Origin of the sequence: Streptomyces sp. CB01580 (assembly GCF_001905795.1) — a bacterium.
Lineage (GTDB): Bacteria > Actinomycetota > Actinomycetes > Streptomycetales > Streptomycetaceae > Streptomyces.
Window position 1 is genome coordinate 25,027 of the sequence record NZ_LIXJ01000029.1, and the last position, 24,669, is coordinate 49,695.

The window sequence follows — 24,669 nt, forward strand, 5'->3', positions numbered from 1 at the left end:
TCAGGGCCGGTCCCGGGACGGTCCGTCGCCGCGCCGGTCGCGGTCCTCGGGGCGGGTGCGGCCCGCAGGAGCGCCGGGTCGCGGTTGCGGCGTGCCGTACCCGCCGCCGCCCGGCGTACGGATCACCAGGACGTCCCCGCTTTCCAGCTCCGCCGTGTCGCAGCCGCGCAGCGGGGTGACCGTCCGGCCGTCCGCGCGCTCGACGTGCTGTTCGCCCAGGGCGCCCGGTTCCCCGCCGGCCATGCCGTACGGCGGGACCCTGCGGTGCCCCGACAGCAGGGCCACGGTGACGGGTTCGAGGAAGCGGATGCGCCGTTCCACGCCGTTGCCGCCGTGCCGGCGTCCTCGGCCCCCGCTGCCGTCCCGCACCCGGAAGTCCTCCAGCAGCACGGGGTAGCGCCATTCGAGGATCTCGGGGTCGGTGAGGCGTGAGTTGGTCATGTGGGTCTGGACGGCGTCGGCGCCGTCGAAGTCCTCACCGGCTCCGGAGCCGCTGGCCACGGTCTCGTAGTACTGCACGCGTTCGTTGCCGAAGGTGAGGTTGTTCATGGTGCCCGAGCCCTCGGCCTGGACGCCGAGGGCGGCGTACAGGGCGCCGGTGACGGCCTGGGAGGTCTCCACGTTCCCCGCGACGGTGGCCGCCGGGTGGACGGGGGCCAGCATGGACCCCTCCGGGATCCTGACCTCCAGGGGTTCGAGGCAGCCGCTGTTGAGCGGGATGTCGTCGGCGACCAGGGTCCTGAAGACGTACAGGACCGCGGCCATGACCACGGATCTCGGGGCGTTGAAGTTCCCCGGCTGCTGGGGCGAGGTGCCGGTGAAGTCGACGACGGCGCTGCGGGCGGTCCGGTCCACGGTGAGGGCGACCTCGATGACCGCCCCGTTGTCGGTCTCGTACCGGTAGTGGCCGTCGCGCAGTCCGGCGATGATCCGGCGGACGGACTCCTCGGCGTTGTCCTTCACGTGCCGCATGTACGCGGCGACGGTCTCGGGCCCGAACCGGTCGACCATGCGCCGCAGTTCCGCGATGCCCTTCTCGTTCGCGGCGATCTGGGCGCGGAGGTCGGCGAGGTTGGTGTCCGGGTCTCGGGAGGGGTGGGCGGCGGTGGTGAGCAGTTCGCGCGTCTGCGTCTCGCGGAACCGGCCGTCGCGCACCAGCAGCCAGTTGTCGAACAGCACGCCCTCCTCGTCGACCGTGCGGCTGAAGGCGGGCATGGAGCCGGGGGTGATGCCGCCGATCTCGGCGTGGTGGCCGCGCGAGGCGACCAGGAAGCGGAGTTCGGGGCCGTCGGTCCCGGTCTCGTCGAACACGGGCGTCACCACGGTCACGTCGGGCAGGTGCGTGCCGCCGTGGTACGGGTCGTTGATGGCGTACACGTCACCGGGCCGCATCGTGTCCGTGTTGCGGCGCAGCACCTCCTTGATGGACTCCCCCATGGAGCCGAGGTGGACGGGGATGTGCGGGGCGTTGGCGATCAGGTCGCCGTCCGCGTCGAAGAGCGCGCAGGAGAAGTCGAGCCGTTCCTTGATGTTGACGGAGTGGGCGGTGTTCTCCAGGCGCACGCCCATCTGTTCGGCGATGGACATGAAGAGGTTGTTGAAGATCTCCAGCATCACGGGGTCGACGCGGGTCCCGACGGCCGTGCGGTCCGGGCGCGGGCGTGCCCGGGTCAGCAGCAGATGGCCGGTACCGGCGAGGACGGCTCGCCAGCCGGGGTCGACGACGGTGGTGGCGTCCGCCTCGGCGACGACGGCGGGGCCGGTGACGGTGTCGCCGGTGCGCAGGTCCTCGCGCCGGTGGAGCGGGGTGTCCTGCCACCGGCCCTCGGCGAACATCCGCACGGTGTCGTACGGCTGCGGTGGCTCCCCCGGGCGGGCGGCGCGTCCGGCCGGGCGGGGGCGGTGCCGGCCCGACGCTCCGGTCGCCTCGACCGACACCGCCTCGACGACGAGGGGCTTGTCCATGGTGAACCCGTAGCGTGCGCGGTGCCGGGCGGTGAACGCCCCGGTCATGGCGGGGACGTCGTCCAGATCGACGGGCAGGCTCGCGTCCGTGCCGGCGTAGCGCAGGAGCACCCGGGCGCGGGTGCCGATCGCGTCGCCGGGGATGCCGTCGGCGCGCAGTTCGGCGCGGGTGCGCCGGGCGAGGGCGTCGCAGAGCGCGCCGGCCTCGGTGCGGGTCCCCTCGTCGAGTTCCGCCTCGACGGACTGTTCGCGCATCGCGGTGGCGTCGGCGAGGCCGATGCCGTACGCCGACAGCACCCCGGCCAGCGGCGGTACGAGGACCGTGTCGACGCCCAGGGCGTCGGCGACGGCGCAGACGTGCTGGCCCCCGGCGCCGCCGAACCCGGTCAGGGCGTAGCGGGTGATGTCGTGGCCGCGCTCCACGGAGATCTTCTTGACCGCGTTCGCCATGCTGAGCACGGCGATCTCCAGGTACCCGGCGGCGACCTCGGCGGCCGTGGGCCGCGTCGAGGTGGCGTGCGCCACCTCCGCGGCGAGTGCTTCGAAGCGGCCGCGGACGAGGTCCGCGTCGAGCGGGAGGTCGCCGTCGGGTCCGAAGACGGCCGGGAAGTGCGCGGGCTGGATCCGGCCGAGCATCACGTTGGCGTCGGTGACGGTCAGCGGCCCGCCGCGCCGGTAGCAGGCGGGGCCGGGGGCGGCGCCCGCCGAATCGGGGCCGACGCGTTGGCGCCGACCGTCGAAGTGCAGGATCGAGCCGCCGCCGGCCGCGACGGTGTGGATGTTCATCATGGGGGCGCTCATGCGCACTCCGGCGACCCGGGTGCCGAGTTCGCGTTCGAACTCGCCGGCGTAGTGCGACACGTCGGTGGAGGTGCCGCCCATGTCGAAGCCGATGACCCGTTCGTGTCCGGCCTGTTCGGAGGTACGGGCCATACCGACCACGCCACCGGCGGGTCCGGAGAGCACCGCGTCCTTCCCCCGGAAGTGGGAGGCCTCCCGCAGCCCGCCGTTGGACTGCATGAACATCAGGCGGATGCCGGGGAGTTCGGCGGCGATGCCGTCGACGTAGCGGCGCAGCACGGGTGAGAGGTAGGCGTCGACGACGGTGGTGTCGCCGCGCGGTACGAGTTTGATCAGCGGGCTCACCTCGTGCGAGCAGCTGACCTGGGTGAAGCCCGCGGCGCGGGCCTCGGCGGCCACGGCGTTCTCGTGTTCGGGGTGGCGGTAGCCGTGCATCAGGACGACGGCCGCGCTGCGCAGTCCGTCGGCGCGGGCGGCGCGCAGCCGCTCGGCCACCGCGGCCCGGTCCAGCGGTGTCACGACCCGGCCGCGGGCGTCGATGCGTTCGGGGACCTCGATCACCCGGTCGTACACGGCCTCGGGCAGCAGGATGCGGCGGTCGAAGAGCCGGGGGCGGTTCTGGTACGCGATGCGCAGGGCGTCCCGGAAGCCGCGCGTGATGACCAGGACGGTCGGCTCGCCGTGCCGCTCCAGCAGGGCGTTGGTGGCGACCGTGGTGCCCATCCGGACCGTGCCGACCCGGTCGGCGGGGACGGGGTCGGTGGGGCCCAGGTCCAGGATGGCCCGGATTCCGGCCACGGCGGCGTCACGGTAGCGGTCCGGGTCGTGGGAGAGCAGTTTGCGGGTGACGAGGCGCCCGTCGGGGTCGCGGGCCACGACGTCGGTGAACGTTCCGCCACGGTCGATCCAGAAGTCCCAGCGTCCGGTCATTCCCCCATACTGGCGCGCGGCGCGGGCGGCGGACAGGGCGGCGCGGCGGGCCGTACGGCGCGGCGCCCGTACCGAGGCACCCGCCCCGCGCTGTGCGGAGGGTTCTCGGTACGGGCGGTGGCGGCCGTCCGGGTCAGGCCGTGGGGGCGTCGGGGCCGATCCTGCTGCGTACCGCCGTCTGCACCTCGTCCTCCTCGGCCGGGTCCGCGGCGAGCCTGCGCAGCCGCTCGGCGACTCTGAGGTCGCCGGTCTCGGCGTGCAGCGCGGCGAGTTCGCGGGTGGTCTCCTCGCAGTCCCACAGGCATTCGACGGCGAATCCGGTGGCGAAGGAGGGGTCGGTGGCGGCCAGGGCGCGGGCCGCCCGGCCGCGCAGGTGCGAGGAGGACGTCTCGCGGTAGACGTGGCGCAGTACGGGTGCGGCGCAGGCGATGCCCAGTCGGCCGACGCCGTCGACGAGGGTCCACAGGCGCGGGGCGTCCGGGCCCTCGCCCCGGACCGCCTCCCGGAGCGCACCGAGGACCAGGGGGGCGTCCTGCGCCGCGCCACGGCAGGCGAGGACTCCGGCCGCGGACGCGCCCAGGGCGTCCGGTCGGCGGGCCCAGCGCCTGGCGCGTTCCACGGCCGCGTCGCCGCACATCCGCTCGAAGGCGGCGACGGCCGCGTCGGCGACGGTGCGCGAGGGGTCGTCGGCGGCGCGTTCGATCAGGTCGAGGGCGGCCGGATCGGCGGCCTCGGCCAGGTAGTGCAGGGCGGCGCAGCGGGCGGCCTCCGGGCCGTCGCCCGCGGCGTCGAGGATCGTGGGTCGGTCCTCCGGTCCGGCGACGGCGGTGAGGCAGCGGGCGGCCGGCACGTGCAGTGAGCTGCCGCGTTCGAATCCCTGCTGGGCCCAGTCGAGGACGGCGCGGACGCTCCAGCCCGGGCGTGGTCCGCCGGGCCGCAGCTGCCGCTGCCAGCGGTCGAAGGAGCCCTGTTCCGAGGCGGCCCTGATTCTGGCACCGATCTCGTCGCGCGGGTCGTCGGCCCACAGCCGCCAGGGACGCGGCTCGAAGGCGTCGCGCACGGCGGCGGCCAGCTCGGCGTCGCCCTCCTCGGTGGCCGGGAAGCGGCCGAGCACGGGTTCGGCCAGGGCGCGGAGCCCCGCGTCGTCGTCGCGCAGCGCGAGCTCGTCGAGCGCCCAGGCCCAGTTGGCGCCGGTCGCGGCGTAGCGCCGGAGCAGGCCCAGGGCGTCGTCGCGTCCGTACGACGCGAGGTGGCCGAGCACGGCGAGGGCCAGCCCGGTGCGGGCGTCGTCGGTGTCGAGGTGGTCCTCGGGGTCGCACAGGTGCCGCTCGATCTCCTCGACGCCGCCGTCGAGGTCGAGGTACAGACGTGCGTAGTACAGGGAGCGGTTCTCCACCTGCCAGTCGTGGCGGGGGTCGCTCAGGACGCAGTGGTTGAGAGCCGCCAGGGCCTCGGGGCGCGGTGCGGCGAGCGCGTGGAGTGTGCCGTCGCCGCGGCCTCTCTGCAGCAGGCCGAGCAGAGTGCCGCTCGGCGCTATGAACGGATCAAACATGGGAGGGCCTCACATCAAGCTGTCGACGCAACCGGGACTGTGCAGTTCCAAGTGCCTGATGGGGCACTACGCCGCGCAGCAACATGATCGTCCGACCGCCGTCTTCCGCTTGGTGTAGAGCATCTTCCTCTGCCTCTCGTCGTCGGCCCTGAGCGGGCCCGCGACGTCATGATGACCCAGCCATTTCGCCACCGCGACCACATTTACGGCGTACCCCGTCAGCGGGTGCCGAAGAGTTCCAGCAGGTCGGACTTGCCGAACATGCGCGCGGTGTCCACGGCGGAGGGAGTCCCGGCGGCCGGATCGGCCCCTGCCGCGAGCAGCGCCTCGATCACCTCGTTCTCGCCCTTGAAGACGGCTCCCGCGAGCGGCGTCTGGCCGCGGTCGTTGGCCCGGTCCGGGTCGGCGCCGCGCCGGACGAGGGCGGTGACCGCGGCGGCGTGCCCGTGGTAGGCGGCGAGCATCAGCAGCGAATCGCCCCGGTCGTTGGTGAGGTCGGCGGGCACACCCGCGTCGACGTAGGCGGCGAGGGTGTCGGTCTCGCCCCGGCGGGCCAGGTCGAACACCTTCGTCGCCAGCTCGATCACCTCGGGATCGGGGGTTTCGCTCATCGTTCGGACCGCCTTCCATGAACCGCTTGCACCGCTGTTGACCTGCTGTGGCGTGAGCCGGGGCGCACGAGTGAACCGACAGAGTACTGCCCGTGCGGGCGGATGGCCCGGCCCGTGCACGAGGCTGTGATCCCGCCCCCGCACATACCCCGGAACGCATGGGCCACACGGGTCTCTCCCCCGCGCCCACGACCCCGCCCGGACGGGCGGCGCGCGGCGCCGGGCCCCGGACGGCGGGCGGGTGCCCGCGATGCCCGGTGACCGCGTCCCCGCGGTCCCGGCCACGGACGCCCCGGCCATGGCCCCGGACCGACCATTCGGGTGAAAATACTGACTTTTCACCCGAATGCGACTTTCATCACATGGATACTTCCGGTGAATCTGGAAGGACTCATGGTGACCGACCCACCGAACCAGGAGAGCTCTCATGGTCCTGTCCATGTCAGGCGTCGTCATTCTCGGCGTCATCGTCTTCCTCTTCTTCAGGAAGGACGGCCTCAAGGCGTCGCACGCCCTCGTCACCGCCCTGTTCGGCTTCTATCTGGCGGGCACCGCCATCGCACCGAGCATCACCGCGGGGGGCGCGAGCCTCGCCAGCCTCCTGGGCGGGATCAAGTTCTGACCCTCCGCGACCGCTTCCACCCCCTCAGGCTCAGGAGACCGACGTGGCCCGGCGACCACTTCCCCGCATCCTCAGCAGCGGCAGCGTCTCGCTCACCCGCGGCCGCGAGTTCGCGCGCACGGCCACCGACAACGCCACGGACGTCCTCCAGCCGCTGATCACGGTCACCCGTGGTCTGCGGCTGCTGGCCGGCACCGCCCGGCGCAGATGGGCCTCGACGCCCAAGGACAAGCGCGGTCCCGTGCTGTTCACCGTCGCGGCCTGCGTGTTCGGGCTCGCGGTCCTCCCGTACGGATCCGTCATCGCCCTGGTCTCGGTGATGGGCGCCGCCGCCTGGGCGGGACGGGAGCGGACGCCCGTGCGGACCGGGCCGGACGAGACGGAGACGGCACGGCTGCGTTCCCTGTACGAGGCGCTCGTGCCGTACTTCTCCGTGGCCGACGACCCCGCCCCCCTCTACGCGCACGGCGGCGACTGGCAGAAGGTCCTGGGGGACCACGCGTTCGACGGCGACGGCCGTCCGACACGGCTGCGCATCTCGTACCCCGCCTACTTCACCGACGGCGAGGCCGCCGCCCGCGCCCGGATCGAGGAACTGCTGCACGCCAAGTCGGGACGCGGACGCGAGTACCGCTTCGACTGGGACGAGGAGGGCAACCAGCTCGTGATGAGCGCGCTCGACGCCCTGCCCACCACGATCGGCGCCCAGCGCTTCGTCACCGCGCCCGGCGAGACGGTGCTGGGGTTCACCGACGGCGACGCGGTCCCGCGCACGGTCCCCGTGACCGACGGGGACACCACCAGGGACGCGCCCCCGGTCGTCTGGCGGACCGGCGCCCGTTCCACCGAACCGCACCTGCTCGTCGTCGGGCAGCCCGGCAGCGGCGTCACGACCCTGCTGCGCTCCGTCGCGCTCCAGGCGCTCCAGCACGGCGACGTCCTGGTCGTCGAGGGCAACGGGACGGGCGAGTACGCCTGCCTGGCCGGACGCGACGGCGTACTGGCCGTGGAGTGCGGCCCGGCGGGCGCCCTGACGACCCTGGAGTGGGCGGCCCACGAGACCGAGCGACGGCTGATCACCGCGAACCGCGCCCGGCAGGCCGGCCACCCCGTGCCCGACGACGTCCGGCGTCCGCTCTGGATCCTGCTGGACCGGCCGGGCGTCCTCGGCCATCTGGCGGCCACCGACGGCCGGCCCGATCCCCGGGACCTGCTCCAGTTGCCGCTGCGGCACGGCAGGGCGGCCAACGTCACGGTGGTCCTGGCCGACCAGCTCGACGACCTGGACGGCCTCGGCGAGACCGTACGGACCCACACCCGGGCCCGCGTCGTGCTCGGCCGCTGCTCGCGCGACCAGATCGCGTCGGTGCTGGGCGCGGAGCCGCACACCACCCCGGCACCGGACGTCCCGCCCGGCCGGGGGTACGCGCGCCTGGGCACCGGCCCGGTGCTGCGCCTCCAGGTCCCGGCCACGCCCGATCCGTACGACGAGGCGACCGGCGAGAGCCAGCGGCAGACGGTCCTCGGGCTGCTGCCCGCCCTGCGGGAGGCGGCCGAACCCGCCGGGGCGGCCGACGTCGCGGAGCCCGCCGGCACGGCCGTCCCGATCGACATGGCACCGGCCGTCGCAGCGGCCGTTTCGGACCCGGCGGCACCATCCGGCCCGACCGCCGCCCTGGCCGGCGACGGCGCGAAGGCACGTGGCTGAGCGCCGTCGTCCCGTGGACCGACGGGCGGTGGCGACGGGCCCGCCCGCCCGGGGCCGCCCCCTGCCCCGGCGCCGACGCGCCGCGCACGACGGGCGCCCGGGGCCACCCCGGCCCTCAGGCCACGAACGTCCGCGGCGTCTCGACCTCCCCGGCCGCCCCCGAGCCCACCAGGCGCGCCGCAGCCGCCAGCCGCACCGCCGCCTCGTCCGCGACCGGTCCCGACACCGTGAACGGCAGCCGCACATACCCCTCGAAGGCACCGTCGACCCCGAACCGGGGCCCGGACGGCACCCGCACCCCGACCCTTTCCCCGGCCACCGCCAGCCGGGAGCCGGAGAGCCCTCCGGTGCGCACCCACAGGGTCAGCCCGCCGCCCGGCACCGAGAACTCCCAGTCGGGCAGCTCCCGGCGGACCGCGGCGACGAGCGAGTCCCGGTTCTCCCGCGCCTGTTCGCGCCGCAGCCCCACCGCCTGCTCCCAGCCGCCCGTGCGCATCAGCCAGTTGACGGCCAGCTGCTCCAGGACGGGGGTGCCCATGTCCGCGTAGGCACGGGCGGCCACCAGGCTGCGGATCACGTCCGGTGCGGCGCGCACCCAGCCGATGCGCATGCCGGCCCAGAACGCCTTGCTCGCCGATCCGACGGTGAGCACGGTGGAGCCCGCCGGATCGAAGGCGCACACCCGGCGCGGCATCCGTACGCCCGGGTCGAGGTACAGCTCGTGCATGGTCTCGTCGACGACCAGGACCGTGCCGGCGGAGCGGGCCGCGTCCACCAGGGCGCGGCGCCGGTCCTCGTCGGCCAGCGCGCCGGTGGGATTGTGGAAGTCGGCGACGACGTAGGCGAGGCGCGGCGCCGCCTCGCGCAGCACCTGCCGCCAGCGGTTCATGTCCCAGCCGCCGAGCCCCTCCTCCATCGCCACCGGTACCAGCCGGGCACCCGCCTCCCGCATCAGTTGCAGGATGTTGGCGTAGCTCGGGGACTCCACCGCGATCCGTTCCCCGCGCCCCGCGAAGAGATGGCAGATGGCGTCGATCGCGCCCATCGCCCCGGTGGTGACCATGATCTGCTCGGGCATGGTCGGGACGCCGTGACCGGTGTAGCGGTCGGCGATCATCTGCCGCAGCGCGGGCAGGCCCGCCGGGTAGTCGCCGTGGGTGTGGGCGTACGGCGGCAGCTCCTCCAGGGCGCCCTGGACCGCGCGGGTCAGCCACGGCTCGGGGGCGGGCAGCGAGGCGCAGCCCAGATCGATCATCGAGCCGAGCGACTCCGGGGGCAGCGGTTCCAGACCGCGGGCGGGCAGCGGGTTGCCGGCCGGCACGGCGGTCCAGCTGCCGGCCCCGCGACGGGATTCCAGGAACCCCTCGGTGCGCAGCGCCTCGTACGCGGCGGCGACGGTGGTCCGGCTGACGGACAGGGCGAGCGCCAGTTCGCGTTCGGCGGGGAGCCGGGCGGCCACCGGCACCCGGCCCTCCAGCACGAGCAGACGCACCCCGTCGGCCAGCGCGCGGTAAGCGGGCGGCTTGCGCGCACCCGGCCCGGCGGGCCGGGTGCGCTGGGCCTGGAGCTGCCGGGCGAGCTGTGCCGCGCCGACCGCCGAAGTCCATTGCGCCATGGAAATCAGTCCACCTTCCTCAAATTGGCCATAGTTGGTGGCCGAACCCCTGCCACAGAGTGACATGCAGCAATCCACTCCCACCACTCCAGGGGGCACCCTTGTCCGTCACCTCCGTCCCTCGCGGGGCGCACCTCGCCCGAAGGCTGGTCCAGCTCTACGTCGGTCTCGCGCTGTACGGGGCGAGTTCGGCGCTCCTGGTCCGCGCCGGTCTCGGTCTCGAACCGTGGGGGGTGCTGCACCAGGGGCTCTCGGAGCGCAGCGGGCTCTCCATCGGGGTCGTGTCGATCGTCGTCGGCGCCGTCGTGCTGCTGCTGTGGATACCGATCAGGCAGCGCCCCGGTCTCGGCACCGTCTCCAACGTCTTCGTCATCGGCATCGCCATGGACGGCACGCTCGCGCTCGTGCCTGCCGTGCACGGCGTCGCGGCCCGGATCGCGCTGATGGTCGCGGGGGTGGTGCTCAACGGGGTCGCGACCGGCCTGTACATAGCGGCACGGTTCGGTCCGGGTCCGCGCGACGGGCTCATGACCGGGCTGCACCGGCGCACCGGCCGCTCGATCCGGCTCGTCCGCACCCTGATCGAGGTCGCGGTGGTGGTGACCGGTTTCGCGCTGGGCGGCTCCCTCGGTGTCGGCACCGTCGTCTACGCCCTCGCCATCGGCCCGCTCGCCCAGTTCTTCCTGCGCCTTTTCGCGGTCGGCGGGGAACCGACGGACGAGGGCACGTCCGGGAGCGGGCCCGCGGCCGGGACCGACGGGGCGGCGCGCGAGGGCAGAGGGACGGTCGGGGACGGACCGAGGGGCGGGGAGGCGTCGGCGCCCGGGGAGGCGTCGGTGCCCGCCCGCGGCCGGTCCGCCGCTTCCGGGTCGCCCGGCCGCGGCACCCGTGTCACCGGCCGGACACCGGGACGGGCCATACTGCCGCGGTGACCTCCGTACGCCATCCCTACCTGGACCACCCCACGACGATCCCCTTCGCCCACCGGGGCGGCGCCGCCGACGGGATCGAGAACACCACGGCCGCGTTCCGCCGCGCCGCCGACGCCGGGTACCGCTACTTCGAGACCGATGTGCACACCACGGCGGACGGCCGGCTGGTGGCCTTCCACGACACGACCCTGGACCGGGTCACGGACGGCCGGGGCCGGATAGCCGGGCTGCCGTGGAGCGAGGTGCGGCGGGCCAGGGTGGCCGGGCGCGAGCCGCTGCCGCTGTTCGAGGAGCTTCTGGAGACGTTTCCGCAGGCGCGCTGGAACGTCGACATCAAGGCCGGATCCGCGCTGGTCCCGCTGGTCGAGCTGATCCGCCGGACGAACTCCTGGGACCGGGTGTGCGTGGGTTCGTTCTCCGAGGCGCGGGTGGCCCGGGCCCACCGTCTCGCGGGTCCCCGGCTGGCCACGTCCTACGGCGTGCGCGGGGTGCTGGGCCTGCGACTGCGCTCCCTCGGCATCCCGGCGGCGCTGCGTTCCGGCGCGGTGTGCGCGCAGGTGCCGGAGAGCCAGAACGGGGTCAGGGTCGTCGACCGGCGCTTCGTGCGCGAGGCCCACGCCCGCGGGCTCCAGGTGCACGTGTGGACGGTGAACGAGCCCGAGCGGATGGCCGCGCTCCTCGATCTCGGCGTGGATGGCATCATGACCGATCACATCGAGACGCTGCGCACGGTGCTGAGCGACCGCGGGGCCTGGGCCTGACGCCGCTCGTGCGCGCGGCTCACGGGGAGCGACGAGGGGGAACGGCTTGAGCGCCGAAGCCACGGACACTACCGGGCCGGTGGAACACGCGTCGGGGCGCGACGACGACGCCGCGGACCGCATACGCGAACAACGCGGCTGGTATTTCTACGACTTCGCCTGTTCCGTCTATTCGACGAGCGTCCTGACGGTGTTCCTCGGCCCGTACCTGACGTCGGTCGCGAAGGCGGCGGCCGACGCCGACGGTTTCGTGCACCCGCTCGGCATACCGGTGCGCGCCGGATCGCTCTTCGCCTACGCGGTCTCGGTGTCCGTCGTGGTCGCGGTGATCGCGATGCCGGTCGCGGGCGCCGCGGCGGACCGCACGGGCCGCAAGAAGCCGCTGCTCGCGGCCGCCGCCTACGTGGGGGCCGCCGCCACGACCGGCATGTTCTTCCTGGAGGGCCACCGCTATCTGCTGGGCGCGTTCCTGCTCATCGTGGCGAACGCGGCGTTCTCGGTGTCGATGGTCCTCTACAACGCCTATCTGCCGCAGATCTCCGAACCGGACGAACGGGACGAGGTCTCCTCGCGCGGCTGGGCGTTCGGCTACACCTCGGGGGCGTTCGTCCTGGTCCTCGACCTGGTGCTGTACACGGCCCACGACTCGTTCGGGCTCTCCGAGGGGGACGCGGTACGGATCTGCCTGGCGTCGGCCGGTGTCTGGTGGGGCGTCTTCACCCTGGTCCCGCTGCGGCGGCTGCGCGACCGCCGGACGCCCCGGAGCGGCGCCGGACCGGGCGCGGGCGCGGCAGGCCCGGGATGGCGGCAGCTGGTCGCGACGCTGCGCGACATGCGCCGCCATCCGCTGACGCTCTCCTTCCTGCTGGCGTACCTGGTCTACAACGACGGCGTGCAGACGGTGATCTCCCAGGCGTCGGTGTACGGCTCCGAGGAGCTGGGGCTCGACCAGACGACACTGATCACAGCCGTGCTGCTGGTCCAGGTGCTCGCGGTGGCGGGGGCGCTGGGGATGGGCCGGCTGGCACGGCGTTACGGCGCGAAGCGCACGATCCTCGGCTCGCTCGTCGTCTGGACCCTGATCGTTCTCGCCGGCTACGTCCTGCCCGCGGACGCGCCGCTCTTCTTCTACGTGCTGGCCTCGGCGATCGGCATGGTGCTCGGCGGCAGCCAGGCGCTGTCCCGCTCCCTGTTCTCGCATCTGGTGCCGGAGGGCAAGGAGGCCGAGTACTTCTCCGCGTACGAGATGAGCGACCGCGGACTGAGCTGGCTGGGGCCGCTGGTGTTCGGTCTCGCATATCAGCTGACCGGAAGCTATCGAGATGCGATCATGTCGCTGGTGATCTTTTTCGTGATCGGTTCCGTACTGCTCGCCAGGGTGCCGATTCGCCGGGCCGTGGCGGCTGCGGGGAACCCTGTCCCGGAGCGGATTTAGACGTTGAAGTGAAAGGCCGGTAGTGTACGCCTTTGGCCTGCCCGGAGGACCGTTACTGCGAGTGGAAGAAGCAAAACCGTTGGGTGACAACTTCCGCCAGATGTGACAAACCGGGCATTGGCGGGTACCCCAACCCTGAAGAAGCAGCGGCACGACGGGCGACGCATGACCGGCAACGGGAATCTTTACCGCCGACCGGACGTTGACCGGATGACGACGACAGCGACACCTGTCCTGTGGGCGACAAGCCCGGGAGGCACGATTCATGAGTGAGCGAGCTCTCCGCGGCACGCGGCTCGTGGTTACCAGCTACGAGACGGACCGCGGCATCGATCTGGCCCCGCGCCAGGCGGTGGAGTACGCATGCCAGAACGGACATCGATTCGAGATGCCCTTCTCGGTAGAGGCGGAGATTCCGCCGGAGTGGGAGTGCAAGGCGTGCGGCGCCATGGCACTCCTGGTGGACGGGGATGGCCCCGAGGAGAAGAAGGGCAAGCCCGCGCGCACGCACTGGGACATGCTCATGGAGCGGCGCACGCGCGAGGAGCTGGAAGAGGTGCTGGCCGAGAGGCTGGCGGTTCTGCGCTCCGGAGCCATGAACATCGCCGTGCACCCGCGGGACAGCCGGAAGTCCGCCTGACCGCAGGGCACCGCAGTACGACAGAGCCGCGGGCCGTGGCACACCCAGTGTGTGCACCACGGCCCGCGGCTCTGTCGCGTCCGGTACACGGGCACGGCCGCGCACGGCCGTCCGTGAACGGGCCGGGCCTCAGGAACCGGCGCCGGCCCGTACGGGATCAGGGGGTCAGTGGCGGCCGGGGGCCGTCGTCGGTGCGGGAGCCCGGCTGCGGCGCGTCGTCGTGGCGGACGACCTCACCCTGCACGATCTTTCCGTCCGGCCGGTGAATGCGGGCCTGCTGAAAGGCGTCGGAGATGCTGCCGGGGGATGCTGTGCGCATCCGGCGTTCCAGCGAGCGCTCGGTGTATCGCCCGAGCATCGAGCGGACCTGCGGCACCAGCAGCAGGAGCCCCGCCACGTCGGAGACCGGTCCCGGGACCATCAGCAGCAGTCCGCCGAGCATCAGGAAGCCGTTGCCCCCGCCGCCCTCGGGAGCCGTCCGCCCGGTGGTGTCGGCGCCGGGCTGCCCCGGCATCCGCTGGAGGGTATCGGTGAGATTGCGGAAGGCCCGGCGGCCGGCCCGCTTCACCACCGCCGCCCCGAGGACGATCCCCGCCACCAGGAGCAGCAGCACGGCGAACCCGCCGGCCGCGTCGGCCACGACGGTGAGCAGCCAGATCTCCAGCACTGCCCAGGCGGCGACGGCGAGCGGGACGAAGGTGCGGGCGCGTGAACGCCTCGGTGCGGTCGGGGGCGGTGTGCCTGTACCGGTCGTCATGGTCCCCAGTGTGCCCGTAGGCGCGTCCGAACGGCGTAGGGGGGTGGGGCGGCCGGATCCGGCCGCCCGCCGGCTCAGACGGCCTTGCGGCCGAGGGCCCGGTTCGTGCGGGTGGCGACCCCCCAGGAGGTGACCCGCCACAGCGCCTCGACGAGGATGTCGCGGCTCATCTTCGAGTCGCCGATCTCCCGGTCCACGAACGTGATCGGGACCTCGACGACGTGGTAGCCGGCCTCGACGGCGCGACGGGCCAGGTCGACCTGGAAGCAGTAGCCCTGGGAGGCGACCCTGTCCAGGCCGATGCCCTTCAGGGTCTCGGCGCGGAAGGCCCGGTAGCCGCCCGTGACGTCCCTGGTCCGCAGTCCGAGGAGGATCCGGGAGTAGGTGCTGCCGCCGCGCGAGATCATCTCGCGGGACTTCGGCCAGTTGACCACTCGGCCGCCCGGCACCCAGCGGGAGCCGAGCACCAGGTCGGCGCCCTTGAGCGCGGTGAGCAGCCGGGGCAGTTCCTCGGGCTGGTGGGAACCGTCGGCGTCCATCTCCACGAGCACGCCGTAGCCGCGCTCCATGCCCCAGCGGAAGCCCGCGAGATAGGCGGCGCCCAGTCCTTCCTTGCCCTCGCGGTGCAGCACCCGGACCTGCTCGTCCTCGGCGGCGATCTCGTCGGCGACCTTGCCGGTGCCGTCGGGGCTGTTGTCGTCGGCGACCAAGATGTCGGCCTCCGGCACGGCGGCGCGCACCCGGCTGACGATCGGCTTGATGTTCTCGGCCTCGTTGTAGGTCGGAATGATCACCAAGGTTCTGCCGAGCGGGCCGTATCGCCTCTGACCGCCGTCGTTCACTTACTGCCCCTTCAGTCCGTACGCAGATGCACACCATATCCAGCGTCCGGGGGCCGTACGCCGACACGGTCGGGCACCCGCGGGGGACAGAAGCGGGGAAGTGCGGACAGAAAAGCACGGACGGGACCAGGAGATGGACGCGACCGCGCGAGGAGGCTACGGATGGGGGCCCGGCGCCCTTCGGGCCGACCTGGGACCCGCTGGCTGCGGGTCGACCGAGAGCCGTTGTCTACTGAACGTCCGGGCCCCACCCGGGTCGCACCCCCGTCCGGCGATGCCTTCCTTCGCCACCGAGGCGCGGGCGCTGAACCTGGCTGTCAGTGATGGCGCGCCGGTACGGCACACCACCCCGTGACCCAGCGGCGTTCGACGACTGCGTGGAGGTTCGACCGGTCGGGCGTCCTGTGGTGGACCCGGCCGAACCTACCGGCCGGTGGGCGCTTTCTGTCAATACCCGTCTGACCTGCGACGTTCATGGAACCTGCCTGGTCAGTGGCGAAGATCCGCAGGTCGTGGCGGAACGTCGGAACCCTCGATCGACGGTGCGAAATGTCCGCACGTCACTCGTTCGGCCGTACGTAGACCGTTTGTCCGAAGACCACCGTCCGCAGGCAGACCGGGAGTTCGGCGCCCGGGGTGAGATCCGGCAGTCCGGGGGTGCCCGACCTGGGGTCGGTCGACCAGCGGGCGACCCGGTCGTCCGGCGCCTGGACCACGAGGCCGCCGGTGCGCCAGACCGCGTAGTCGGCCGGGGCACCGGGCACGAGCGTGCCCGCGTCGTCGCGGCCGACGGCCCGCCAGCCGCCCCGGGTGTGGGCGGTGAAGCCCGCGCGCACGGAGATCCGGTGCTCGGGCGTGCGGTGGAAGGCGGCGGCCCGTACGGTCCCCCAGGGGTCCAGCGGGGTCACCGGGCTGTCCGAGCCGAACGCCAGCGGCACACCGGCCCGCAGGAGCGCCGCGTACGGGTTGAGGGTCCTGGCCCGCTCGGCGCCCAGCCGCCGCGCGTACATGCCGTCCTCCCCGCCCCACGCGGCGTCGAAGGCGGGCTGCACCGATGCGGTCAGGCCCAGTTCCGCGAAGGCGGCGACGGTCTCGGGGGTGAGCATCTCGGCGTGCTCGACGCGGTGCCGGGCGGCCCGGATCCGGGCGAGGCCGAGCTTCTCGGAGGCGGACCGGACACCCTCCACCACGGCGGAGACCGCCGCGTCGCCGATGGCGTGGAAACCGGCCTGGAGTCCGGCCTCGGTGCAGGCCGTGACATGGGCGGCGATCCGTGCCGCGTCGAGATGGGCGGTGCCCGTGTTCCCGGACGGGCCGTCGGCGTACGGCTCGTGCAGGCAGGCGGTGTGCGAGCCGAGCGAGCCGTCGGCGAACAGGTCCCCCGCCGCGCCGACCGCGCCGAGTTCCCTGACGCGGCGGGCGTCCTTCTCGTCGGCGACCTCCTCGGCCCAGTAGCCGAAGACCCGCGGGCCGCTCTCCTCGGCCGCGAGCCTCAGCAGTCCGGTGAAGTCCTCCTCGTCGGAGATGTCGGGGCCGCCGCACTCGTGGACGGTGCCGATGCCCAGGGAGGCGGCGCGGCGCAGGGCGGCCCGCTGGGCGTCGGCCCGCTGGCGCGGGGAGACGGCTCCGTGGGCCGCGGCGCGCACCGCGTGGTGGGCGGCGTCGGTGAGCGGGGCGTCGGGGTGGTAGCCGGTCAGCCCGGTGACGCCGGGGACCAGGTCCAGCAGGGCGGTGGTGACGACGGCGGAGTGCACGTCGACGCGGGGCAGGTAGACCGCCCGCCCGCCCGCGGCGGCGTCGAGTTCGGTGCGCGACGGGGGGCGCTGCTCCGGCCAGCGCGTGGCGTCCCAGCCGTGGCCGAGGACGACCCGGTCGGCGGGGTGCGCGGCCACGTACGCGCGCAGCAGACCGAGTGCCTCGTCGAGGGTCCGGGCGGCGGAGAGGTCGAGTCCGGTGAGCGCCAGACCGGTCGCGGTGGTGTGCACATGGGCGTCGGTGAACGCGGGGGCTACCAGGGCGCCGTCGAGGTCGATCACCTCGTCGACGCCGCTCGCGAAGGCGTCGGCGGCCCCTTCCGAACCCACCCAGGCGACATGGCCGCGTTCGACGACCATGGCGGTGGCGAAGGGGTCGGCGGGGCTGTGGACGTCTCCACCGCGCAGCAGCACGGTGCGGTGTTCGCTCTGGTGGGCGGTGCTCTCGGTCATGGGACCAGTCTCGCGCCTGTCCGCGGCCGTCCTGTCCGCGACCCCCTCGGAGCCTGTCGGGCGACCTCCGGCCGGGCGGCCACGCCCCGGGCACGCACGCTTCCGGCGTCGACGAAACGCCCGTGCGGCTCCCCCACGGGGACATCCCGCCGCCTCGGAACCGCACGCACCCTGCCGCGTCCGCCTTCCGGCCGAAGATCACCCGACAGGTTCTCAGATCTTCGGGGGCCGGGCCTCGTACGGCGTGGACAGGACGACGGTGGTACGGGTGGAGACGCCGGCCAGCGAACGGATCCGGGTGAGCAGGTGCTCCAGCTCCAGCGGCGCCGCGACCCGCACCTTGAGGATGTAGTTCTCGTCGCCCGCGACGCTGTGGCACGCCTCCAGTTCGGGGACGTCGGCGAGCCGCTCGGCGATGTCGTCCGGCGCGCTCGGGTCGAAGGGTTTCACCGAGATGAACGCGGTGAGCGGCAGACCCACCGCCTCCGGGTCGACGACCGCGGCGTAGCCCCGGATCACTCCGCGCTGCTCCAGTCTGCGGACGCGCTGATGAACGGCCGATGTGGACAGGCCCGTGGCCTTGCCCAGGTCGGTGTAGCTCATCCGCCCGTCCTTGACGAGCAGCTCAACGATCTGTCGGTCCAGCTCCTCCATGCGGTCAACCTATTGCCCGGGCGTCTCCAGGAACAGCGGCGAGGGCCCCGGAGCGGCACCTGCGCCCGTCATGTGACGAACGCCACAGGATTACGGCTGGTTAGCACGCCGCCTCACGGTTACGGCCGACGCGCGACGGGAAGTGCTTGCTGTGGTCCAGGCCACGGCGCCGGACCGGGCCCACCCGAGGGGGGAAAATCCCATGCAGAGCTTGAAGCTCACCGAACGCTTCGAACCGGATTCCGTCGATCCGGACGACGACGCGGTCGCCGATCCGTACGACATGTTCGAGATGTACCGGGTGATCTGCCCGGACTGCGCGCAGCCGATCGCGCTGCTCGCGGACGAGGACGTGCTGCCGGAACACGCGCTGTGCCCGACTCCGTGGAACCCGTTCGTCCTGCAGGTCTGCTCCGGAACGGGCCGCGCGGTTTCCCGGACACGGCCCGCGGACGAGTCGCCCGATCTCCAGGAGCATGACGGCGGACTGCTGTTGACGCTCCCTCAGGGGCTCGACTGGAGGATGCAGCCGTTCTCGCACGCGGGCGGTCCCGGCTCGCGCCCGATGCGGGCGCCGCGGATGCGGCGCGAGGCCGCCTGAGCCGCTCCCCTCGCCCCGCGGTACGGCCCGGTGACCGTCCGGGCCCGTCCGCCCGGGGGGCGCGTCCGGCCCGAGGCCGGGAACCGCACGACGCCGCGGTCCGGCGGCGCCCCGCCCGAGGGACCGCCGCCCCGGGGAACGGCCCCCGGAGAAGCCGCCCGGGGAAGGGGCGAACGGGCTCTCGAATCGCTCGGGCAGTGACCCGCTCCCGCCCCTCACCGTTGGCCGGGTATGACCCCGCCGCACACGACGACCGGTACCGGTCGTCGCCGTCTCGCCGTCCCCGCTTCCGAAGAATCGGTTCCGCAGCCCGGTGCGCGGTCGGCGTCCCGGACGCCGCCGCACTCCGCCGATCCGCCCATCTTCCGGGCCCTGCTGCGTCATTGGGAGCGGCACGGGCGGACCCTGCCGGGCCACCGGGACCAGGAGTGGAACCGGATCATGACGACGCCCGTGTGGTCGGAGCGCCCGCCTCGGCTCAGCGGGTCTCGGGACCCGCGAGATGGCGGGCGATGACCATCCGCTGGATCTGGTTGGTGCCCTCGACGATCTGGAGCACCTTGGCCTCGCGCATCAGCCGCTCCACGGGGAAGTCGGCGGTGTAGCCGTAGCCGCCGAGGACCTGGACGGCGTCGGTGGTGACCTGCATCGCCGCGTCCGTGCAGAACAGCTTGGCCATCGCCGCCTGGCGCGAGAACGGCTTGCCCTCGTCGCGCAGCCGGGCCGCTTCCAGGTACAGCGCCCGGCCCGCCTCGATACGGGTGGCCATGTCGGCGAGCATGAAGCGCAGGCCCTGGAAGTCCGCGATGGGGCGGCCGAACTGCTGCCGCCCGGTGGCGTAGGAGACGGCCTCGGTCAGGGCCGCCTGGGCGACACCGATCGCGCAGGCGGCGATGCCCAGGCGTCCGGAGTCCAGCGCGGACAGGGCGATCGCGAAGCCCTGGCCCTCGTCGCCGACGCGGCGCGCGTCGGGGATCCGTACGCCGTCGAAGTTCAGCTGGGCGGTGGGCGAGCCCTTCATGCCCATCTTCTTCTCCGGCGCGGCGGCGTTCAGCCCCTCGGCGTCGCCGGGCACCAGGAAGGCGGTGATGCCGCGGGCCCCCTCGCCGCCGGTGCGCGCCAGGACCGTGTAGAAGTCCGCGATCCCGCCGTGGGTGATCCACGCCTTGGTGCCGGTGACGACCCAGTCGTCGCCGTCCCGCACGGCCTTGGTGCGCAGCGATGCGGCGTCGGATCCGGAAGCGGGCTCGGAGAGGCAGTAGGCCCCCAGCAGGCCCCCGCCCAGCATCGCCGGGAGGTGCGCGTCCCGCTGCTCCTCGGTGCCGTATCCGGCGAGCGCGTGGCAGGCGAGGGAGTGGACGCTGACGCCGAGGCCGACGGTGAGCCGGGCCGCCGCGAGCTCCTCCAGGACCTGGAGGTAGACCTCGTAGGGCTGGTCGCCGCCACCGTGGCCGGAGTCGTAGGGCAGTCCGAGCAGTCCGGACTCGGAGAGGAGGGTGAAGACCTCGCGCGGGAACCGGCCCGCTTCCTCCTCCTCGGCCGCCCGCGGCGCGATCTCCCGCTGGGCGATGTCGCGGACGAGGGCGAGCAGTTGCCCGGCCTCCTCGGTCGGCAGACGGCGTTCCACCGAGAACGGGGCACGGTCGGACATGATGCGCTCTCCTCCCTGTCGGGCGTGGCGGCGGTCGCGCGCGCGGGGTGTGGGCGGCGCCGCCGGGGGCTTTGGGACAGCGCCCGGAAGAGCACTGCCACCCAACCGATGCCGGTCCCCCGGATTACGAGAGCTGCTGGCCAGCGGCTGTGGCGGCTTGAGTATGCCCGATCGGACGATATCCGTCACGGGGTCGGCGGGCGACTCGGAGACAGCCGGAACGATCAGCGGAATTGGTCCGAACCATTGACCCAACTGGTCTAGTCCATCTACGGTTTCACCCGGACCGGCATTTCCGCGTTCATGCCAAGTTCACGGAAGGGCCGGACTCCCCCCACCACGTTCCCTCCCCCACGAGGAGACAAGATGTCCGGACAGCACCGCGCCCGCACCCGCGTACGGGCCTTCGCCGCGGCCGCCTGCACCACGGCCCTCGGCGCCGCCCTCCTGGGCGTGGCCGGCACCGCCCCCGCCGGCGCGGCCCCCGCCGCACCGGCCGCCTCCCCCACGGCGGCCGGCGACAAGGTGGTCGGCTACTTCACCAACTGGGGTGTCTACCAGCGCAATTACCACGTCAAGAACATCGAGACCTCGGGCTCGGCCGACAAGCTCACCCACATCAACTACGCCTTCGGCAACGTGACCGGCGGCAAGTGCGCGATCGGTGACTCGTACGCCGACTACGAGAAGGCGTACACCGCCGACCAGTCGGTCGACGGGGTCGCCGACACCTGGGACCAGGACCTGCGCGGCAACTTCAACCAGCTGCGCAAGCTCAAGAAGCTGCACCCGGACCTCAAGGTGATCTGGTCGTTCGGCGGCTGGACCTGGTCCGGCGGCTTCGGCGAAGCGGCGAAGAACCCGGCCGCGTTCGCCGAGTCCTGCTACAACCTGGTCGAGGACCCGCGCTGGGCCGATGTCTTCGACGGCATCGACATCGACTGGGAGTACCCCAACGCCTGCGGGCTCACCTGCGACACCAGCGGGCGCGAGGCGTACGGCAACCTGCTGGCCGCGCTGCGTTCCAAGTTCGGCGCGGACAACCTGGTCACCGCGGCGATCCCCGCCGACGCCTCCGACGGCGGCAAGCTCGACGCGGTCGACTACGGCGGGGCCTCGAAGCACGTCGACTGGTACAACCCGATGACGTACGACTACTTCGGCGCCTGGGACGCGCAGGGACCGACCGCCCCGCACTCCCCGCTGAGCTCCTACGAGGGCATCCCGCAGGACGGGTACAACAGCGAGGCCACCATCGCCAAGCTGAAGGAGACGGGCGTCCCGGCGTCCAAGCTGCTGCTCGGCATCGGCTTCTACGGCCGCGGCTGGACCGGCGTCACCCAGGACGCGCCCGGCGGCACCGCCACCGGCGCCGCCCCCGGCACCTACGAGACCGGCATCGAGGACTACAAGGTCCTCAAGAACAGCTGCCCGACGACCGGCACGGTGGCCGGCACGGCGTACGCGCGGTGCGGCAACAACTGGTGGAGCTACGACACCCCGGCCACCATCGCCGGAAAGATGGACTACAAGGACCAGCAGGGTCTGGGCGGCACCTTCTTCTGGGAGCTGAGCGGCGACACCACCGACGGGGAGCTGATCAAGGCTCTGCGCTGAGCGCCTGTCGGGTGGCCTTGGGCCGGAGGCCGCCCGACACGCTCCGAGAGACGTCCGGCCACTCGGAGGGCCGGACACGAGCCGCGCGGCCGGGCGACCCCACCCCCCGGCCGCGCGGTGCGCCCCGGCCGGTTCGCCGGCGCGGGCCACTGTGGCGGGCCACCTGCGCCAACAGGCATGATGGGCACATCAGTTCCACACGCCCCAGCATGCCGCGCGTCCCCGCCACGCCCCACGGGCACCGGGGTCCGGGAGGTAAGAACGTGTCACGCCAGGTGCTCACCGTCGCAGCCGACGGGACGGGCGACTGCCGCACCGTCGCACAGGCCGTCGCCCGGGCCCGCACCGGAGCGGTCGTCAGCATCGCGCCGGGACGGTACGAGGAGAGCGTGACCGTGGCGGTCTCCATCACCCTGAGTGCCGCCGAGGGGCGGGGGACGGTGGAGCTGGCGCCCCGGCGCGGCCCGGCGCTGACGCTCACCGGGGACGCGGTGATGGTGAGCGACCTGGTCCTGCGGGGGCACGACGACGAGCTCCCGGTCGTGGACGTGCCGCGCGGCCAACTCGCCCTGGACCGCTGCGACGTGCACGGCTCGTCCTGGGCGGCGCTGTTCGCGCGGGGCGGCGGGTCGCTGGCGCTGCGTCAGTGCCGGATCAGCAATCCGGCGGGCGCGGGCGTGGTGGCCACGTCCGGCACCGAGAGCCTGCTGGAGGACTGCGTCGTCGAACACCTGGGAACCTCCGCGGTGGTGGCCGGGGAGCGCGGGCGGATCTCGGTGCGCGCGAGCCGGCTCCGCGACGCCCGGGGCAACGGCGTCCTCGCCAACGGCCAGGCCCACGTGCTGGTCGAGGACTGCGAGATATCCGCGGCGGACAAACCCGGTGTCGCCGTCGAGGAGGACAGCTCGGCCGTGGTGGTGCGCGGCACGGTCCGCGAGTGTGTGGTCGGGGTGTTCGTGAACAGCACCGGCCGGACCGTCCTGGAGGACGTCACCGTGCGCGACACCACCGGGCACGGCTTCGTGGTGGGTGCGGGCAGTTCCCCCACACTGAGCGGCTGCCGCGGCGAACGCACCGCCGGACACGGGCTGTTGGTCACCGAGCGCAGTCGCGGCACGGTGAAGGACTGCGTGTTCACCGCCGCCGTGGAGCCCGCGGTCCGGGTCTGCGGCTTCTCCTCCCCCGTGCTGACCGGCGTCGTCGTCCGGGACGCGGAGGGCACCGGACTGCTGCTGGAAGAGGACTCGGCGGCCGAGCTCGACCGGCTGGAGGTGCTGGACGCCGGGGGCAGCGGGATCGTGATCCGCGCCGGGGCCAACCCGCTGCTGCGCCGGGCGACCGTCGCCCGCTGCGGCGGCCACGGCGTGGAGGTCTCCAAGGACGGCCGGGGCCGCCTGGAGGACTGCGCCGTCGAGGAGCCGTCCGGCTCGGCGGTCCACGTCTCGGGCCACGGCAACCTGTACGTCGGCGGTGGGCGGCTGCGCGCCGCCGGGGCGGCGGGTGTCCACGTGGCCGCGCTCGGGACGCTCACGCTGCGCGACACCTCGGTGGAGGAGTGCGCCGCCTCGGGCGTACAGGTCGACGCGGAGGGCGAACTGGCCGCCGCGCGGGCCCGGGTGACCGGCTCCGGCGAGCACGGTGTGCTGGTGGCGGCCGGGGCCCGCGCCGCGCTGAACGCCTGCGAGGTGACCGGCTCGGCCGCCGACGGGGTTCGGGTCGAGGGCGCCGACCCGGTGTCGCTGATCGGCTGCACGCTGCGGGAGAACCGGGGCAGCGGGCTGCGCCAGGCCGTACCCGGCGACCGCCTCGCCGTCGAGGGGCTGACCAGCGCGGAGAACGGCGCCCCGGACGCCTGAGGCACCGCGGCGGGCGCGGAGGCGGCGGGCGACGGGCGGCTGCCGGGCGGCGCGGTCCCGGTGGCGGACGCCCCGCGGACCGGGGCCGGACCGGTGGCCGAACTGGAGTCGCTGATCGGCCTGGACGACGTCAAGCAGCAGGTGCTGACCCTGATCAACCTGAACCGGATGGCGCAGCGCCGGGCCAGCCTCGGCATGCCCGCCCCGCCGATGAGCCGCCATCTGGTCTTCGCGGGGCCGCCCGGCACCGGCAAGACGACGGTCGCCCGCCTCTACGGCTCGATCCTGGCCTCGCTCGGCGTGCTGCGCTCCGGCCATCTGGTGGAGGTGTCGCGGGCGGACCTGGTGGCACAGGTCATCGGCGGCACCGCCATCAAGACCACCGAGACCTTCGACAAGGCCCTGGGCGGGGTGCTGTTCATCGACGAGGCGTACACCCTCACCCCCGGGCGGGGCGGTGGCTCGGACTTCGGCCAGGAGGCGGTGGACACACTGCTGAAGCTGATGGAGGACCACCGGGACGAGGTGGTGGTGATCGTGGCCGGGTACACGGCCGAGATGGACCGCTTCCTCGACTCCAACCCCGGCCTCGCCTCCCGGTTCACCCGGCACGTCGAGTTCCCGGACTACTCCTCGGACGAACTGGTCACCATCGTCCGGCAGCACGCGGCGGACAACGGATACGAGTGCGCGCCGGGCGCCGCTTCGGCGCTGCGCGCGTACTTCGACGCGGTACCGAGAGGCCGTTCGTTCGGCAACGCGCGGCTCGCGCGGCAGACGCTGGAACAGATGATGACCCGTCAGGCCGGTCGGTTGAGCGCGGTCGCCGCGCCGAGTCTGGACGATCTGCGGATGCTGCTGCCCGAGGACCTGCCGCACCACTGAACCCCGCCCGCCGAGCCGTCCGAGGAC

The 24,669-nt window shown here is 73.3% G+C and carries 17 protein-coding genes and 1 pseudogene; 9 read left to right on the plus strand and 9 right to left on the minus strand.

From position 1 onward, the window contains the following. The 3 genes from AMK22_RS30295 to AMK22_RS41880 all read right to left on the minus strand — a co-directional run bounded on the left by AMK22_RS30295 (position 1) and on the right by AMK22_RS41880 (position 5,859). Positions 1–3,696 carry a hydantoinase B/oxoprolinase family protein gene (locus AMK22_RS30295; protein ID WP_079186474.1) on the minus strand — a complete coding sequence of 1,232 codons (3,696 nt, stop codon included), beginning with the start codon at positions 3,694–3,696 and terminating at the stop codon, positions 1–3. 133 nt (positions 3,697–3,829) lie between these two features. After that, positions 3,830–5,248 carry a HEAT repeat domain-containing protein gene (locus AMK22_RS30300; RefSeq protein ID WP_073790269.1) on the minus strand — a complete coding sequence of 473 codons (1,419 nt, stop codon included), beginning with the start codon at positions 5,246–5,248 and terminating at the stop codon, positions 3,830–3,832. Between the two features lie 218 nt (positions 5,249–5,466). Next, positions 5,467–5,859: an ankyrin repeat domain-containing protein gene (locus AMK22_RS41880; protein WP_073790270.1), complete on the minus strand. Its 393-nt coding sequence runs from the start codon at positions 5,857–5,859 to the stop codon at positions 5,467–5,469. 427 nt (positions 5,860–6,286) lie between these two features. On the opposite strand from AMK22_RS41880, the gene AMK22_RS30310 reads away from it, so the two are divergent. Both AMK22_RS30310 and AMK22_RS30315 read left to right on the plus strand, forming a co-directional pair. Next, on the plus strand, positions 6,287–6,481 hold the full coding sequence (locus AMK22_RS30310; protein ID WP_073790272.1) for a hypothetical protein: 195 nt from the start codon (positions 6,287–6,289) through the stop codon (positions 6,479–6,481). 43 nt (positions 6,482–6,524) lie between these two features. Beyond that, entirely contained in the window at positions 6,525–8,189 is a 1,665-nt protein-coding gene (locus AMK22_RS30315) for a hypothetical protein (protein WP_073790274.1), read from the plus strand. Positions 8,190–8,304: 115 nt separating this feature from the next. Here the strand turns inward: AMK22_RS30315 and AMK22_RS30320 are convergent, their stop codons facing one another. Continuing rightward, positions 8,305–9,804 carry an SCO1417 family MocR-like transcription factor gene (locus AMK22_RS30320; RefSeq protein ID WP_073790275.1) on the minus strand — a complete coding sequence of 500 codons (1,500 nt, stop codon included), beginning with the start codon at positions 9,802–9,804 and terminating at the stop codon, positions 8,305–8,307. Positions 9,805–9,905: 101 nt separating this feature from the next. On the opposite strand from AMK22_RS30320, the gene yczE reads away from it, so the two are divergent. The 4 genes from yczE (at position 9,906) to AMK22_RS30340 (ending at position 13,572) form a co-directional block, all read left to right on the plus strand. Continuing rightward, positions 9,906–10,736, plus strand: a complete 831-nt coding sequence (gene yczE / locus AMK22_RS30325) for a membrane protein YczE (protein WP_338014196.1) — start codon at positions 9,906–9,908, stop codon at positions 10,734–10,736. Continuing rightward, a complete protein-coding gene (locus AMK22_RS30330; RefSeq protein ID WP_073790277.1) occupies positions 10,733–11,497 on the plus strand; it encodes a glycerophosphodiester phosphodiesterase in 765 nt (254 codons plus the stop codon). The genes yczE and AMK22_RS30330 overlap by 4 nt, the downstream gene beginning before the upstream one ends. A gap of 46 nt (positions 11,498–11,543) precedes the next feature. Further along, entirely contained in the window at positions 11,544–12,932 is a 1,389-nt protein-coding gene (locus tag AMK22_RS30335) for an MFS transporter (protein ID WP_073790278.1), read from the plus strand. Positions 12,933–13,197: 265 nt separating this feature from the next. Beyond that, positions 13,198–13,572: an RNA polymerase-binding protein RbpA gene (locus tag AMK22_RS30340; RefSeq protein WP_007262928.1), complete on the plus strand. Its 375-nt coding sequence runs from the start codon at positions 13,198–13,200 to the stop codon at positions 13,570–13,572. Positions 13,573–13,729: 157 nt separating this feature from the next. Here the strand turns inward: AMK22_RS30340 and fxsA are convergent, their stop codons facing one another. The 4 genes from fxsA to AMK22_RS30360 form a co-directional block, all read right to left on the minus strand. Then, on the minus strand, positions 13,730–14,329 hold the full coding sequence (fxsA, locus tag AMK22_RS30345; protein ID WP_073790280.1) for an FxsA family membrane protein: 600 nt from the start codon (positions 14,327–14,329) through the stop codon (positions 13,730–13,732). A gap of 74 nt (positions 14,330–14,403) precedes the next feature. Beyond that, complete coding sequence (locus tag AMK22_RS30350) at positions 14,404–15,171, minus strand: polyprenol monophosphomannose synthase (RefSeq protein WP_073790281.1); 768 nt, start codon at positions 15,169–15,171, stop codon at positions 14,404–14,406. Between the two features lie 560 nt (positions 15,172–15,731). Then, positions 15,732–17,378 (minus strand): amidohydrolase, encoded by a 1,647-nt coding sequence (locus AMK22_RS30355; RefSeq protein ID WP_073790283.1) that lies wholly within the window; start codon positions 17,376–17,378, stop codon positions 15,732–15,734. Positions 17,379–17,591: 213 nt separating this feature from the next. After that, positions 17,592–18,032, minus strand: a complete 441-nt coding sequence (locus tag AMK22_RS30360) for an Lrp/AsnC family transcriptional regulator (RefSeq protein ID WP_073790285.1) — start codon at positions 18,030–18,032, stop codon at positions 17,592–17,594. A gap of 202 nt (positions 18,033–18,234) precedes the next feature. Here AMK22_RS30360 and AMK22_RS30365 point away from each other — a divergent pair, with 202 nt between their 5' ends. Next, complete coding sequence (locus AMK22_RS30365; RefSeq protein WP_073790287.1) at positions 18,235–18,633, plus strand: hypothetical protein; 399 nt, start codon at positions 18,235–18,237, stop codon at positions 18,631–18,633. A 478-nt stretch (positions 18,634–19,111) separates the two neighbouring features. Here the strand turns inward: AMK22_RS30365 and AMK22_RS30375 are convergent, their stop codons facing one another. Continuing rightward, positions 19,112–20,284, minus strand: coding sequence for an acyl-CoA dehydrogenase family protein (locus tag AMK22_RS30375; protein WP_073790290.1), 1,173 nt, complete (start codon positions 20,282–20,284; stop codon positions 19,112–19,114). A 366-nt stretch (positions 20,285–20,650) separates the two neighbouring features. Between AMK22_RS30375 and AMK22_RS30380 the strand changes: the two genes are divergently transcribed. Both AMK22_RS30380 and AMK22_RS42445 read left to right on the plus strand, forming a co-directional pair. Further along, positions 20,651–21,901, plus strand: a complete 1,251-nt coding sequence (locus AMK22_RS30380; protein ID WP_073790291.1) for a glycoside hydrolase family 18 protein — start codon at positions 20,651–20,653, stop codon at positions 21,899–21,901. Between the two features lie 209 nt (positions 21,902–22,110). Next, positions 22,111–24,642 (plus strand): annotated as a pseudogene (locus AMK22_RS42445) (right-handed parallel beta-helix repeat-containing protein). The last annotated feature ends 27 nt before the right edge of the window (positions 24,643–24,669 follow it).

Bases quoted from the DNA above. Each gene is read 5' to 3' on its own strand.
- fxsA (WP_073790280.1), bottom strand. From the start codon at position 14,329: ATGACGACCGGTACAGGCACACCGCCCCCGACCGCACCGAGGCGTTCA.
- AMK22_RS30380 (WP_073790291.1), top strand. From the start codon at position 20,651: ATGTCCGGACAGCACCGCGCCCGCACCCGCGTACGGGCCTTCGCCGCG.
- AMK22_RS30375 (WP_073790290.1), bottom strand. From the start codon at position 20,284: ATGTCCGACCGTGCCCCGTTCTCGGTGGAACGCCGTCTGCCGACCGAG.
- AMK22_RS30340 (WP_007262928.1), top strand. From the start codon at position 13,198: ATGAGTGAGCGAGCTCTCCGCGGCACGCGGCTCGTGGTTACCAGCTAC.
- AMK22_RS30295 (WP_079186474.1), bottom strand. From the start codon at position 3,696: ATGACCGGACGCTGGGACTTCTGGATCGACCGTGGCGGAACGTTCACC.
- AMK22_RS30300 (WP_073790269.1), bottom strand. From the start codon at position 5,248: ATGTTTGATCCGTTCATAGCGCCGAGCGGCACTCTGCTCGGCCTGCTG.
- AMK22_RS30320 (WP_073790275.1), bottom strand. From the start codon at position 9,804: ATGGCGCAATGGACTTCGGCGGTCGGCGCGGCACAGCTCGCCCGGCAG.
- AMK22_RS30355 (WP_073790283.1), bottom strand. From the start codon at position 17,378: ATGACCGAGAGCACCGCCCACCAGAGCGAACACCGCACCGTGCTGCTG.
- AMK22_RS41880 (WP_073790270.1), bottom strand. From the start codon at position 5,859: ATGAGCGAAACCCCCGATCCCGAGGTGATCGAGCTGGCGACGAAGGTG.
- AMK22_RS30310 (WP_073790272.1), top strand. From the start codon at position 6,287: ATGGTCCTGTCCATGTCAGGCGTCGTCATTCTCGGCGTCATCGTCTTC.
- AMK22_RS30365 (WP_073790287.1), top strand. From the start codon at position 18,235: ATGCAGAGCTTGAAGCTCACCGAACGCTTCGAACCGGATTCCGTCGAT.
- AMK22_RS30360 (WP_073790285.1), bottom strand. From the start codon at position 18,032: ATGGAGGAGCTGGACCGACAGATCGTTGAGCTGCTCGTCAAGGACGGG.